This window comes from Catellatospora coxensis, assembly GCF_016862635.1.
Lineage (GTDB): Bacteria > Actinomycetota > Actinomycetes > Mycobacteriales > Micromonosporaceae > Catellatospora > Catellatospora coxensis.
Genome location: NZ_BONI01000036.1, coordinates 42,055 through 55,474 on the forward strand (window position 1 = coordinate 42,055; position 13,420 = coordinate 55,474).

The 13,420-nt window shown below is 71.7% G+C and carries 13 protein-coding genes and 1 riboswitch; of the genes, 5 read left to right on the forward strand and 8 right to left on the reverse strand.

Annotated features, from left to right (window positions below; all coding sequences use genetic code 11):
* Positions 1-99: 99 nt before the first annotated feature.
* Positions 100-167: riboswitch (guanidine-III (ykkC-III) riboswitch) on the forward strand.
* Between the two features lie 12 nt (positions 168-179).
* Positions 180-440: a CBU_0592 family membrane protein gene (locus Cco03nite_RS21325; RefSeq protein ID WP_203693923.1), complete on the forward strand. Its 261-nt coding sequence runs from the start codon at positions 180-182 to the stop codon at positions 438-440.
* Between the two features lie 208 nt (positions 441-648).
* Here Cco03nite_RS21325 and Cco03nite_RS21330 read toward each other — a convergent pair whose 3' ends face one another.
* The 5 genes from Cco03nite_RS21330 to thyX all read right to left on the reverse strand — a co-directional run bounded on the left by Cco03nite_RS21330 (position 649) and on the right by thyX (position 7,433).
* Positions 649-1,329: a low temperature requirement protein A gene (locus Cco03nite_RS21330; protein WP_239167535.1), complete on the reverse strand. Its 681-nt coding sequence runs from the start codon at positions 1,327-1,329 to the stop codon at positions 649-651.
* Position 1,330: 1 nt separating this feature from the next.
* Entirely contained in the window at positions 1,331-3,826 is a 2,496-nt protein-coding gene (locus tag Cco03nite_RS21335; protein WP_203693924.1) for an FtsK/SpoIIIE family DNA translocase, read from the reverse strand.
* A 115-nt stretch (positions 3,827-3,941) separates the two neighbouring features.
* Complete coding sequence (locus Cco03nite_RS21340; protein WP_275412067.1) at positions 3,942-5,612, reverse strand: ribonuclease J; 1,671 nt, start codon at positions 5,610-5,612, stop codon at positions 3,942-3,944.
* 139 nt (positions 5,613-5,751) lie between these two features.
* Positions 5,752-6,648 carry a 4-hydroxy-tetrahydrodipicolinate synthase gene (gene dapA, locus Cco03nite_RS21345; protein WP_203693925.1) on the reverse strand — a complete coding sequence of 299 codons (897 nt, stop codon included), beginning with the start codon at positions 6,646-6,648 and terminating at the stop codon, positions 5,752-5,754.
* A gap of 41 nt (positions 6,649-6,689) precedes the next feature.
* On the reverse strand, positions 6,690-7,433 hold the full coding sequence (gene thyX, locus Cco03nite_RS21350) for an FAD-dependent thymidylate synthase (protein ID WP_203693966.1): 744 nt from the start codon (positions 7,431-7,433) through the stop codon (positions 6,690-6,692).
* A gap of 177 nt (positions 7,434-7,610) precedes the next feature.
* On the opposite strand from thyX, the gene Cco03nite_RS21355 reads away from it, so the two are divergent.
* Both Cco03nite_RS21355 and Cco03nite_RS21360 read left to right on the forward strand, forming a co-directional pair.
* Complete coding sequence (locus tag Cco03nite_RS21355; RefSeq protein WP_203693926.1) at positions 7,611-8,096, forward strand: toxin-antitoxin system HicB family antitoxin; 486 nt, start codon at positions 7,611-7,613, stop codon at positions 8,094-8,096.
* Positions 8,097-8,111: 15 nt separating this feature from the next.
* A complete protein-coding gene (locus Cco03nite_RS21360) occupies positions 8,112-8,924 on the forward strand; it encodes a DUF4097 family beta strand repeat-containing protein (protein ID WP_203693927.1) in 813 nt (270 codons plus the stop codon).
* A 172-nt stretch (positions 8,925-9,096) separates the two neighbouring features.
* On the opposite strand, the gene Cco03nite_RS21365 is transcribed toward Cco03nite_RS21360, so the two are convergent.
* On the reverse strand, positions 9,097-9,615 hold the full coding sequence (locus tag Cco03nite_RS21365; RefSeq protein ID WP_203693928.1) for a DUF2752 domain-containing protein: 519 nt from the start codon (positions 9,613-9,615) through the stop codon (positions 9,097-9,099).
* On the reverse strand, positions 9,612-10,802 hold the full coding sequence (locus Cco03nite_RS21370; protein ID WP_203693967.1) for a winged helix-turn-helix domain-containing protein: 1,191 nt from the start codon (positions 10,800-10,802) through the stop codon (positions 9,612-9,614). Before Cco03nite_RS21370 ends, Cco03nite_RS21365 begins: the two co-directional genes overlap by 4 nt.
* 297 nt (positions 10,803-11,099) lie before the next feature.
* Between Cco03nite_RS21370 and Cco03nite_RS21375 the strand changes: the two genes are divergently transcribed.
* Positions 11,100-11,630 carry a GNAT family N-acetyltransferase gene (locus tag Cco03nite_RS21375; RefSeq protein ID WP_203693929.1) on the forward strand — a complete coding sequence of 177 codons (531 nt, stop codon included), beginning with the start codon at positions 11,100-11,102 and terminating at the stop codon, positions 11,628-11,630.
* Here Cco03nite_RS21375 and Cco03nite_RS21380 read toward each other — a convergent pair.
* The gene (locus Cco03nite_RS21380) at positions 11,541-12,776 is read right to left on the reverse strand and encodes a glycosyltransferase 87 family protein (RefSeq protein WP_203693968.1); all 1,236 of its coding nucleotides are present in this window, start codon (positions 12,774-12,776) and stop codon (positions 11,541-11,543) included. The two genes, Cco03nite_RS21375 and Cco03nite_RS21380, sit on opposite strands and share 90 nt — an antisense overlap.
* Before the next feature lie 42 nt (positions 12,777-12,818).
* Here Cco03nite_RS21380 and Cco03nite_RS21385 point away from each other — a divergent pair, with 42 nt between their 5' ends.
* Positions 12,819-13,391 (forward strand): GNAT family N-acetyltransferase, encoded by a 573-nt coding sequence (locus tag Cco03nite_RS21385; protein WP_203693930.1) that lies wholly within the window; start codon positions 12,819-12,821, stop codon positions 13,389-13,391.
* Positions 13,392-13,420: the final 29 nt, after the last annotated feature.

Sequence of the window (13,420 nt, forward strand, 5' to 3'; positions counted from 1 at the left end):
ACATACCGCCTACTGCCTTCCATGTAAGGAAGGGCACCTTCTCATCGCTATGCGTAGTAAAAGGTGCCCTTCTTAACCCGTCCGGGCTACCCTTGCCGACGGCCGCGCCCTCCGGCGCCTGCCCCGGACGAGTGCCTGCCGTACCCGGAACGACAAGACGGCGCGCAGAAGACACGATCATGAATCATGACGTCCTGCAGATCCTGGGCGCGCTGACCGTGCTGGCCGGATACGTGGCGGCCCAGCTCGGCTGGACCACTCCCCGCTCGCTCGGCTACCTGATCGCCAACACCCTCGGCGCCGGCGTGCTCGCCTGGCTCGCCTGGACCAGCCAGGACTGGGGCTTCCTCCTCCTGGAGGGCGTCTGGTCCGCCGTGAGCGCGTTCGCCCTGATCGCGGTCCTCCGCACCCGCCGCACCCCCAACCCCACCCCCTCCTGACGCCACCCGCCCCTCCCGACGCCGCCCGCGCTCCCGCGCGCTCGCGCGCTCGCGCAGTTTCGGGGAAAGTGCAGCTTCGCCGACCCGCAAAGGCGCACTTTCCCCGAAACCGCAGCGCCTCACCGCCCCGACCGGGGCGGGCGGGCCAGGTGGGTGATCATGAAGTTGTGGTGGGGACACGCCGTCGAGCCGTGCCATAAGTTCATGATCAACGCGGGAGGGGGCGGCGGGATTCGAGGGTGAGCATGGCGGCCAGGATGAGAGTGAGGGTGATGAGCTGGGCCAGGGTGTGCAGGACGCCGAGGGGGACGGTGGCGAGGACGGCGAGGGCGCCGAGCAGGCGGTAGCGGCGCCGGCCGATGCCCAGTACGCCGCGGAACAGCGCGTCGCCGAGCAGGAAGACGGCGATGCCACCGGCCAGCAGCAGCGCCTGCGGGAGGTACACGTGCGCGTCGGCGTACGTGGTGGCCTTCTTCACCCCGGCGGCGAAGGCGACCACGCCGAGCAGCAGCGGCACGTGCGCCCAGCCGAACGCGTGCAGGGCCACCCGGCCGCGCCGCATCGAGGGCACCGCGTCCAGCGCGTGCTCGGCGCGTACGTCGTCGCCGCCGAAGTAGGTCCACCACAGCAGGAACGACAGCGTCAGGCCGAGTCCGGCGACCGCGATCAGCGGGCCGGTCAGTGGCAGCCCGGCCGCGCCGACGCCGATGGCGACGATCGACTCGCCGAGCGCCACGATCACGATGAGGCCGTGCCGCTCCACGAAATGCGCCGAGGAGATGCTCCACTCCGCCAGCGGGTGCAGGTACGGCGAGGCGGCCATCACCACGACCGCGGCCAGCCACAACGCGATCCGCGAGGGCCCAGTGACGATGCCCCCGGCCAGCACCTCAGTCGTCGTCGACGCCGAGTGCGGCCAGCACCTCCGCCAGCTCGTCCGGCTTGATCAGCACCTCGCGGGCCTTGGAGCCCTCGGACGGCCCGACGATGCCGCGGGTCTCCATGAGGTCCATCAGCCGTCCCGCCTTGGCGAAGCCGACACGCAGCTTGCGCTGCAACATGCTGGTCGAGCCGAGCTGGGACACCACGACCAGCTCGATCGCCTGCACGAGCAGCGTCAGGTCGTCGCCGATCTCCTCGTCGATCTTCTTCTTGGTGTCCTGCACCGGGGCGAGCACCTCGGGGCGGAACTCCGGCTCGCGCTGGCGCTTGCAGAACGCGACGATGTCGTTCATCTCGTTCTCGCTGACCCAGGAGCCCTGGATGCGCTGCGGCTTGCTCGCGCCCATCGGCAGGAACAGCGCGTCGCCGCGGCCGATCAGCTTCTCGGCGCCGGGCTGGTCCAGGATGACCCGGGAGTCGGCCAGCGAGCTGGTCGCGAACGCGAGCCGGGACGGCACGTTGGCCTTGATCAGGCCGGTCACCACGTCGACCGACGGGCGCTGGGTGGCCAGCACCAGGTGGATGCCGGCCGCGCGGGCCAGCTGGGTGATGCGCACGATCGAGTCCTCGACGTCGCGCGGCGCGACCATCATGAGGTCGGCCAGCTCGTCGACGACCACCAGCAGGTACGGGTACGGCTTGAGCACGCGCTCGGAGCCGGGCGGCGGCTTGATCTGGCCGGCCCGCAGCTTGCGGTTGTAGTCGTCGATGTGGCGCACCCCGGCGGCGGCGAGGTCGTCGTAGCGCATGTCCATCTCGCGGACGACCCATTCGAGGGCGTCCGCGGCCTTCTTGGGGTTGGTGACGATCGGGGTCACCAGGTGCGGGATGCCCTCGTAGTTGGTCATCTCGACGCGCTTGGGGTCGATCAGCAGCAGCCGCACCTGGTCCGGGGTGGCCCGCGCCAGGATCGACACCAGCAACGAGTTGAGGCAGGAGGACTTGCCCGCGCCGGTCGCGCCGGCGATGAGGATGTGCGGCATCTTGGCGAGGTTGGCCACCACGTAGCCGCCCTCGATGTCCTTGCCGAGCGCGACCACCATCGGGTGCTGCTCCGAGGTGGCCACCCGGGAGCGCAGCACGTCGCCGAGCGCCACGTCCTCGCGGTCGGTGTTGGGGATCTCCACGCCGACCGCGCTCTTGCCCGGGATCGGGCTCAGGATGCGCACGTCGGGGCTCTTCACCGCGTACGCGATGTTGCGCGACAGGGCGGTGATGCGCTCCACCTTCACCCCGAGCCCGAGCTCGACCTCGTAGCGGGTGACCGTCGGCCCCCGGGTGAAGCCGGTCACCGCCGCGTCCACATCGAACTGGTCGAACACGTGCGCGAGCGCGGCGATGACCTCGTCGTTGGCCTTGGACCGGGTCTTGGCCGCCTCGCCGGGCTTGAGCAGGTTGGCGGGCGGGAGGGTGTAGTCGCCCCCGAGGCTGGGCAGCATCATCTGCTCGGTCTTGGTGGGCGGCGGGGTGTGCTGGGGCGGGTCGGGCTTGCGCCGCTTGGCCGGCCGCTCGATGGCGACGGTCTCCTGCTCGGCGAGGTGCCGCTCGTATGCCGCGTCGTCGAAGTCGTCGTCCGGATCCGGCGGGCTGAACGCCGCGGGCGGGGTGAGCCGCTTGCGGCGCCGCGGAGCGGGGACCTCCTGCTCGTCCTCGACGTCCTCCTCGGAGCGCTCCGGGGTGGCCACGCCGAGCAGGCTGTCGCGCAGGTGCGCGAGCCGTTCCGGGATCTTGTTGACCGGTGTCGCCGTGATGACCAGTACGCCGAAGGTCAGCAGCAGGATGAAGAGCAGGACCGCGACGAAGCCCGACAGCACACCGGCGAGACCGCCGCCGACGAGCTTGCCGAGCAGCCCGCCGCTCTGCTCCATCTGCTGGACCTCGACCGGGGCGAACGCGATGTGCAGCAGCGCGGTCGAGGCGAGGGTGAGCGCCGTCCAGCCGACGATGCCCCGCCCGCGCTGGGCGGGGTCGGGCTCGGAGCGCATCACCCGGACGCCGCACACGAACAGCAGCAGGGGCAGCGCGGCGGCGGTCGCGCCGATGAAGAAGCGGGTGGTGTCGGCCAGCCAGGCGCCGAAGGTGCCGCCACTGCCCTGGGCCGAGCCCCAGACGGCGACGCCGAACAGGATGGACAGCGCGATCAGCAGCAGGCCGAGGCCGTCGCGACGGTGCTCCGGGTCGAGGTCGCGGGCCTTGGCCGCCTGCGAGCCGACGGCGCGCACCATCCAGCCGAGGCCGTGCGCGATCGCCATCCAGATGCCGCCGATCAGGCGGCCGAAGATCGCGGCCGGGTTGATGGTGGCGCGGGTCCGGCGGCGCGCCGCGGGCCGCCGCGCGGGGGCGCGCCGGGCGGGCGCGCGGCCGGTCTGTCGGGTACGCGCGGCCGCGGCCTTCGTCGGCGTGGCAGCTCGACGACGGCTCGATGAGGAAGTACGGCCCGCCATGCCCCACACCGTAACCCCTCCACGTTGATCATGAACTTATGGAACGGTTCGACGGCGTGTCGTTGTCCTAAGTTCATGATCAACGCGGGAGGGGGTCCACGGCGGACAGTCGGGGTCAGACCTCCAGGACGGAGGGGACGATCATCGGGCGGCGGCGGTAGGCCTCGTTGACCCAGCGGCCGACGACCCGGCGGACGATCTGCTGGAGCTGGTGGGCGTCGGTCACGCCGTCCAGCGCCGCGCGGTCCAGGGCCTCGGTGACCAGCGGCAGCGCCGGGTCGAACGCGGTCGGATCCTCGGAGAAGCCCTTCGCCGACAGCAGCGGGCCGCCCACCACCTTGCCGGTGACCGAGTCGACGACCACGGTGACCGCGATGAAGCCGCCGTCGCCCAGCACCCGGCGCTCGGTCAGCAGGCTCTCGCCGACGTCGCCGATGGCCAGACCGTCCACATAGACGTACCGGCTCTTGACGTGGCCGACCAGCTTGGCATGGCCCTCGACGAGGTCGACGACGTCGCCGTCCTCGCACAGCACCACCCGGGACGGGTCCACCCCGGAGTCGACGCCGAGCTGAGCATGCGCCCGCAGGTGCCGCCACTCGCCGTGCACCGGCATCAGGTTGCTCGGCTTCACGACGTTGAGCAGGTAGAGCAGCTCACCCGCGGGGGCGTGGCCGCTGACGTGGACCTTGGCGACGTCCTTGTGGATGACGTTCGCGCCGAGCCGGGCCAGCTGGTTGATCACCCGGTACACGCTGGTCTCGTTGCCGGGGACCAGCGAGCTGGCCAGCACCACGGTGTCGTTGGGACCGACCGTGATGTGGCGGTGGTCGCCGGTGGCCATCCGGCCCAGCGCGCTCATCGGCTCGCCCTGCGAACCGGTCGACATCAGCACGATCTCGTTCGGCGGCAGGCTCGCCGCCTCCTCCATGTTCACCACCAGGCCGGCCTTGACCTTCAGCAGGCCGAGGTCGCGGGCGATGCCCATGTTGCGGACCATGGACCGGCCGATCAGGGCGACCTTGCGGCCGTGCTCCTCGGCCGCGTCGAACACCTGCTGCACCCGGTGCACGTGCGAGGCGAACGAGGCCACGATGATGCGGCCGGTCGCCTTGCCGAAGATCGAACCGAGCACGGGGCCGATCTGCTTCTCCGGCGAGACGAAGCCCGGGATCTCCGCGTTGGTGGAGTCCGACAGCAGCAGGTCGACGCCCTCCGCGCCGAGCCGGGCGAAGCCGGCCAGGTCGGTGATGCGCCCGTCCAGCGGCAGCTGGTCCATCTTGAAGTCGCCGGTGTGCAGCACCAGGCCCGCCTCGGTGCGGATGGCGACCGCGAGCGCGTCCGGGATCGAGTGGTTGACCGCGAAGAACTCCAGCTCGAACGGCCCGAGCCGCTCGCGCTGCCCCTCGGCGACGGTCAGCGTGTACGGCGTGATGCGCCGCTCGGCCAGCTTCGCCTCGATCAGCGCCAGCGTGAACTGGGAGCCGACCAGCGGGATGTCGTTCTTGTGGGCGAGCAGGTAGGGCACGGCGCCGATGTGGTCCTCGTGGCCGTGCGTCAGCACGATGGCCTGGACGTCGCCGAGGCGGTCCAGGATCGGCGCGAAGTCCGGCAGGATCAGGTCGACGCCGGGCTGGTCGGCGGTGTCCGGGAACAGCACGCCGCAGTCGACGATCAGCAGCTTGCCGCCGAACTCGAACACGGTCATGTTGCGGCCGATGGCCCCCAGCCCGCCCAGCGGGATGATCCGCAGGCCTCCTTCGGGCAGCGGCGGGGGCGCGCCCAGATTGGCGCTACGCCCGGTCTCCAGTTGCGGCGAGGTCAATGAACATCACTCCTTATGTTCTCCGGCGCGGGTGCCGCCGTCTCAGGGCTGCGGCACGCGGCGCGCCGTTTCGTGCTGGGGCTTCGCGCCCCGGTGGCGTCTAGAGCGGCAGGCCGGCGTCCGCGCAGTCGATGCGCAGCTGCGCCAGCTCGGCCTCGGTCGCGTCGACCAGTGGCGGGCGGACCGGCCCGGCGGGCAGGCCGCGGACGTTCAGGCCCGCCTTGACCAGGATGGTGCCCTGGGTGCGGAAGATTCCGGTGTACAGCGGGAGCAGCGTCTGGTGCAGGCGCCGCGCCTCGGCGACGTCTCCGCGCTCGTACGCCTCGATCAGGTCTTTCGTGCCGACCCCGGTGAAGTGGGTCGAGGTGCCGACCACGCCGACGCCGCCGATCGACAGCAGCGGGAGGGTGGCCGCGTCGTCGCCGCTGTAGTAGGCGAACTCGGCACGGTGCATGACCCAGGACGCGGCGGCGAGGTCGCCCTTGGCGTCCTTGACGCCCACGATGCGCGGGTGCCCGGCCAGGGTGACCATGGTGTCGGTGGAGATCGCGACGCCGGTGCGGTGCGGGATGTCGTACAGCAGGACCGGCACGTCGACCGCGTCGGCGACCGTGGTGAAGTGCTTGACCAGGCCCGCCTGCGGCGGCTTGTTGTAGTACGGCGAGACGACGAGCAGGCCGTGCGCGCCCGCCTTCTCGGCCGAGCGGGCCAGCTCGACGGTGTGGTGGGTGCTGAACGTGCCGACCCCGGCCACCACCTGGGCCCGGTCGCCGACGGCCTCGACGACGGCGCGGATCACGGCGTCCTTCTCCGCGTCGGTCGTGGTCGGCGACTCACCGGTGGTGCCGTTGACGACCAACGCGTCGTTGCGCTGCTCGTCGACGAGGTACGCCGCGAGGCGCGCGGCACCGTCGGCGTCGACGGCCCCGTCGGCGCCGAACGGCGTGACCATCGCGGTGAGCAGGCGGCCGAACGGCCGTTGAGCGTTGTTCGTCATGCACACAACCTAGCGGAATACGACGGGGGCCATCGTGGCCCTCAGGACTCCCAGGTGTAGACGCTGGAGGCGATCTCCGAGCCGTCCGGAAGGGCGCTGATCGAGAAGTCGCCGAATACGCTCGGTGCGAGTTTCTGCAGTTCACGGAGGGTGGCGATGGCCAGCTCGCGGATCTCCACGTCGGCGTGCTCGGTCGCCCGCATGGCGATGAAGTGCCGCCACGCACGGTAGTTGCCGGTGACCACGATCCGGGTCTCGGTGGCGTTCGGGAGCACCGCGCGGGCCGCCTGACGGGCCTGCTTGCGCCGCAGAGTGGCGTTCGGCACGTCCGCGAAGGTGGCCTCCAGACCCTCCAGGAGCTCGTTGTACGCCCGCACCGCGGCCTCGCTGGCCTCGACGAACTTCTTGTGCAGCTCCGGGTTGGCCGCGATCACCTCGGGCTCGACCATGGCCGCGTCGCGCTCCGGGACGTAGCGCTGGGACAGCTGGGAGTACGAGAAGTGCCGGTGCCGGATCAGTTCGTGCGTGAAAGAACGTGAGACGCCCGTGAAGTAGAACGTCGCGGTGCCGTGCTCGAGCACCGACAGGTGACCCACCTCGAGGATGTGGCGCAGGTAGCCCTCGTTGGTCGCGGTGGCCGGGTTCGGCTTGGACCAGGACTGGTAGCAGGCCCGGCCGGCGAACTCCGCCAGCGCCTGGCCGCCCTCGGCGTCGGTCTCCCACGGCACGTCGGCCGGGGCCTGGAAGTTCGTCCAGGCGATCAGCTGCACGGAGGGCTTCACCATCTCAGTCACACGCGCCAGCTTAGCGTTCCGCGGCCGCCGGCCTGCTGGTGGGATATAGCCGCCATTGTCCGGAAGACGATAAGCGGCAGCCGTCTCTCGCGACTGACATCAGTGCGGCGTCGACCCGACACCAAACTGACACTTGCGTGACGTCATTTCTGACGTCATAGTGATGTCATGGACCTGTCCCCGTACCTCGAGTCGCTGCGGCGGGATCTCGCCGCGGCGGCCGCGCCCGCCGGCGACGACGTCGCCCGCACCGCCGAACTGCTGACCCTCGCCCTCGACGCGTCGGCCCGGCTCTGCCTGATCGAGGTGCTGGCCGACGCGAGCGCCGAGATCACCACGAAGCTCGACGGCCCGACCGTCGAGGTGCGCATCCGCGGGCGCGAGGCCGACCTGGTGGTCACCACGCCCGCCGCCCCGGCGCACGAGCCGGCCGCCGCCGCGCCCGACCCGCTGCTCACCGAGGGCGGCGACCAGGCCCGGCTCACCCTGCGCCTGCCCGAGCAGCTCAAGGAGGCGGCCGAGCGGGCCGCCTCGGCCGAGGGCATCTCGGTCAACTCCTGGCTGGTGCGCGCCACCGCGAACGCGCTGCGCCCGGTCACCCCGCCGCCCACCTCCCACCTCGGCCGCCGGGTCACCGGCTGGGCCCAGGCCTGACCCCAGGAGACGACCATGAACCAGACCTTCCCCTGCACCGGCACCATCCGGGCCGACCTGCGCGTCGCCGCCGGCCGCCTGGAGGTGGTCGCCTCCGACCGCGACACCGCCACGGTCAGCGTCACCGCCATGGACAGCAGCGAGTCCAGCGCCGAGGCGGTACGCGAGACCAAGATCAGCTTTGTGGAGGGCCGGCACCTGCTGGTCCAGGCCCCCGAGCACGGCGGCTGGCGGCTGTTCCGCCGCGCCCGCCTCCTCGTCCGCGTCGAGCTGCCCACCGGCAGCGCACTGAGCGTCAAGGTCGCCTCCGCCGACGCGGCGTGCGAGGGCACCTACCACGACGCGGTGTTCAGCTCCGCCAGTGGCGACGTGTCCCTCGGGCCGGTGACCGGCGACGTCACGGTCAAAAGCTCCAGCGGCGACGTACGCCTGAGCACGGTCGGCGGCCACCTGAATGCCAGCAGCGCCTCCGGCGACGTGCGGACCGGCCACGTCGGACGCACCGCCACCGTGCACACCGCCAGCGGCGACGTTGAACTCGGCGGGGTGGACGGCGACGCCAGGGTCACCACGGCCTCCGGGGACATCGCCGTCGGCGTGGCCCGCTCCGGCGAGGCCAGGCTGAACTCGGCGAGCGGCGACATCACCGTCGGCGTCGCCGCGGGCACGGGCGCCTGGCTCGACCTGAGCACCGCCGCCGGGCGTACCCGCAGCGATCTGAACATGTCCACCACCGCACCGCCCACCGAGACCACGGCCGGCACCCTCACCCTGAAGGTCCGCACCGCCTCCGGCGACATCACCCTCCGCCGCGTCGTCCCCGCCTGACCAGACCGACCGGCCCCGACCCACCCCTCCTTCTATCGACGCTGGCCTATCACATCGACTCGCGATCGCGAAAAGTCGATGTAATAGGCCAGCGTCGATGCAAGTCGGGCCGTGAACCCGCACGCCGCCCGATGAGCGGGCGTCCGGCGTGCGGCCAGGGTGGTCAGAGCGGTCAGACGAAGAAGTACGTGAACGGCGCCCAGGGCAGGTTGCGCAGCACCATGAACACGGCCCAGGCGCCGAGGAACCAGGCGAGGTGCTTGGGGGTGATCTTGAGCTGCGGCAGCTTCCACTTGAAGGTGGTGTTGCCGGCCCAGGCCACGTACATGTAGATCAGGAACGGCACGGCGAAGACGAACATGATGTGGTGGCGGGCCGCGGCGGGCAGGTCGCCCTGCATCAGGTACCAGGCGGCGCGGGTGCCCCCGCAGCCCGGGCAGTCGAAGCCGGTGAGCATCTTGACCAGGCAGGTCGGCGTCGCGTTCGCGCCGACGTTGGCCGGGTCGGCCAGCTGGGTGTAGGTCAGCGCGCCGCCGATGCAGGCCAGCGCCGCCAGCGGGCCCGCCCAGACCGGCGTGTGGGCGCGCAGCCAGTCGGTGAACCGGGTGATCCGGTCGGCCGGCGGAGGCGTGAAGGGGTCGCCCGCGAACTGCGGGCCGTGCGGGTTCACAGCGGCGGAGGCCTCGGTCACAACACCGAACTTACACTGCCCCGCATACCCGCGTCGGCGAGCGCGGCAGCCAGATCACCGCGCTCGGGCGCGGCCACCTCGCCAAGCCCCAGCCAGGCCGCCAGCCTGCGCAACTCGACCGCGAGAGCCTCGGCCGTGGCGTGCTCGTCGACCCCGGGCTCGGCCCAGGCGGCGGGCACCCGCAGCACCCCGGCCCGGCGGTCGGCCTTCAGATCGACCCGGGCCGCGAACCGGTCTCCGTGCAGGAACGGCAGCACGTAGTAGCCGTGCACCCGCTGCTCCTGGGGCACGTAGATCTCGATGCGGTAGCGCAGGTCGAACAGGCGCTCGGTGCGCGAACGCTCCCAGATCAGCGGGTCGAACGGGCTGACCAGCGTGGACACCGCGACCTTGCGGGGCAGGGCGGCGTCGCGGTGCCGCCACGCCCGGTGCTTCCACCCCTTGACCTGGGTCGGGATGAGCACCCCGGCCTCGGTCAGCTCGGCGATCGCGGCGCGCGCCCCGGCCAGCGGCAGCCGGAAGTAGTCGCGCAGCTCCGGCTCCGCGGCCACGCCCAGCCCGCGCGCCGCGATCTCGACGAGTGCCCGGTACGCCGCCGCGGGCTCCGGCGTCGGGGTGTTCATCACCGCGGCGGGCAGCACCCGCTCGGTGAGGTCGTACAGCCGGGCGAACTGGCTGGTCCGCCCCGCCGAGGTGATCTCACCGGCGTAGAACAGCCACTCCAGCGCCTTCTTCACGTCCGACCAGTTCCAGCCCCAGTTGTCCTTCGGCTTGGGCACATCCTGCTCGATCACGGCAGCGGTCACCGGCCCCCGGTCACGCACCTCCTGCAGCACCCACCGCACCAGGTCCGGCCGCTCCGCGGCGATGTTGCGCGGCCCGCCCCACACGCCCTGCGCGGTCGCCATCCGCCACCGCATCAGCGGCTGCAGCTCGACCGGCAGCAGCGACGCCTCGTGGCCCCAGTACTCGAACAGCCAGCGCGGCCGCCGGGCGCTCGCCCCGTCCAGCACGGCGGGGTCGTACGCCCCGATCCGGCTGTACGCCGGCAGGTAGTGCGCCCGCTGCAGCACGTTCACCGAGTCGATCTGCAACAGCCCCGTGCGCCCCACGACCTTGCGCAGATGCCGCGCCCCCACCGGCCCTTTCGGCCCCCGGTCCGCAAACCCCTGCGCCGCCAGCGCCATCCTCCGCGCCTGCGCAACCGTCACCGTCTCCACGCCGCCCGACGCTACCCCCCACCCCCGACGACTCCCCGAAGGAAGGGCATCTTACCGTCCCCATGGGTAGAGGAAGGGCGCCTTCTTAACTCCCCACCCCGCGTGAGCAGGGCTCTTGCGGGCTGTATGTCCCCTCGGGCGCGGCGCTCCCCCGAACCCGCCTGGTCCCGGCGCTGCCAGGTTAAGAAGGGCACCTTCTACGACGCGGAGCGATGTGAAGGTGCCCTTCCTTTCCCGGGTTGGGGTTTTCGTAGGCTCGGCGGTATGGGGATCGTTGTACGGGGTGAGACGGCGGGCGACTGTGCGGCGGTCGCTGAGCTGCATGTACGGGCCTGGCAGGTGGCGTACGCCGGGATCGTGCCCGACCACGTGCTGAGCGCGCTCGACGTGTCCGCCCGCACCGCGTCGCGGCTCGAACGGCTGGCCGACCCGGACAGCCCCTTCCGCAACCTCGTCGCGCTCGACGGCGACACGGTCACCGGCTTCGTCTGCCACGGCCCGTACCGTGCCCAGGAACACGACGGCAGCCCGCTGCAGCCGGAGTACGGCGAGATCCTCGCCATCTACGTGCACCCCGACCGCTGGGGCACGGGCACGGGCGACGCTCTGCTGCTGGCCGCGCTCGACGCGCTACCGCAGCCCGAGGTGCGCCTCTGGGCGCTCGCGGACAACCACCGGGCGCTGCGCTTCTACGCCCGGCACGGGCTACACCCGGACGGCCTTCGCGCGACGTACCGGCCCACCGGCAGCGACGTCGACATTCCCGAGCTGCGCTGCAGCCTCCGGCGCGGCTGACCCGCCCAGCGGCGTACAGCACAGCAGCGCCAGGCACACCCACACGTACAGGTTCGAGCCGAGCAGCGTGCCGACCCCGCCGACCTCGCCCTCCCACAGCCAGACCACCCGGCTGGACAGGATCACGTACGACACGCCGGCCAGCCCCAGCAACGACCACCGCCGCCTGCTGCCCGGCGCGGCCGCGAAGCCGCGCTCGACCAGCAGCACCAGCGCCGGGATCAACCAGACCAGGTGGTGTACCCAGGTCACGGGGCTGATCAGCACGCCGATGATGCCGGTGAAGGCGAGCCCGGCGACCTCGTCGCCCCGCGCCACCGCCGCCCGGGAACGTACGAACCACACCGCCAGCACGGCCAGCACCAGCACCGCCCACAGCGCCTTGCTCGGGTGACCGGCGGTCAGCCGGGCCACCACGCCCTGCAGCGACTGGTTCGAGATGAACGACAGCACGCCGACCCGGTCGGTGTCCCACAGCGCGCTCGTCCAGAACTCGCGCGAGGCGTCCGGGGCGACCGCCGCCGCGCCCAGCGTCGCCGCCGCGGCCGTGCCGCTCGCCACCGCCGCCGCCCGCCAGCGCTTGGTGATCAGCAGGTACACGATGAAGATGCCCGGGGTCAGCTTGATCGCCGTGGCCAGGCCGATGCCCACCCCGGCCCACCTGCTGCCCTTGCGCGCGAACAGCAGCAGGTCCGCCGCGACCAGTCCCAGCAGCAGCATGTTGACCTGGCCGAACAGGAACGTCTCGCGCATCGGCTCGTACACGGTGACCAGGCACAGCGCCACCGCCACCACGAACCACGGCGTCCAGCGCTGGGCCGCGATGACCGGGCCGAGCAGCAGCCGCAGCAGCCACCAGGTCACCAGCACCGTCGCCGCCGAGCTCACCACGATCGCGGCAGGCCAGGACAGCAGCGCCATCGGCAGCATGGTCAGCGCCGCGAACGGCGGGTACGTGAAGCCGTACGTGCTGTAGGGCCGGACGAAGTCGTAGATCTCGCCACCGTCGGCCCAGAACCGGACGGCGCCGTAGTAGACGTTCAGGTCGAAGAAGCCGTGCCGCTGCGCGAAAAGCGCGACGAACACCAGCGACGCGACGGCCAGTGCCGACACGGTCGCGATCTGCCGTCCGCGGCTCAAGCTCAGACCTCCTGATCAGTGCCCGGATGGGCTCGGTACGCTTCGGGCGTGGCAGTCGGGTTCGTCCGACCGGCGCGTCCCGACGACGCCGGCGAGATAGCACGTATCCAGTTGGCGACCTGGCGGGTCGCCTATCGCCGGGTGCTGCCCAAACACGTCCTCGACGAGATCGACGAGGCGTTCCTGGCGCAGCGCTGGCTCGACGCGGTGACCACGCCCCCCAGCGCCCGCCACCGGGTCCTCGTCGCCGTGGAGCAGAACGCGGTCGAGCAGGCCGTCCAAGAATACGTGGTGGGATTCGCCGCCTCCGGTCCCTTCGACGACGGGGCCCTGGCCGCGGACGAGGATCACACGCCGGACCGCGAGAACGTGGCGGCGATCACGGACATGCTGGTCGAGCCCCGCTGGGGCCGCCGCGGCCACGGCAGCCGGCTGCTGGCCGCCAGCGTCGACCTGTGGCGCGGCGACAAGTTCGACAGCGCCGTGTGCTGGGCCTTCGACGCCGACGCCGCGACCCGCAAGTTCCTCACCTCAGCCGGCTGGGCCCCCGACGGAGCCACCCGCGCCCTGGACGTCGACGACCTCCTCGTCCCCCAGCTCCGCCTCCACACCACCCTCTGACCCGGTCCCGGCAGGGGCACACACCAGAC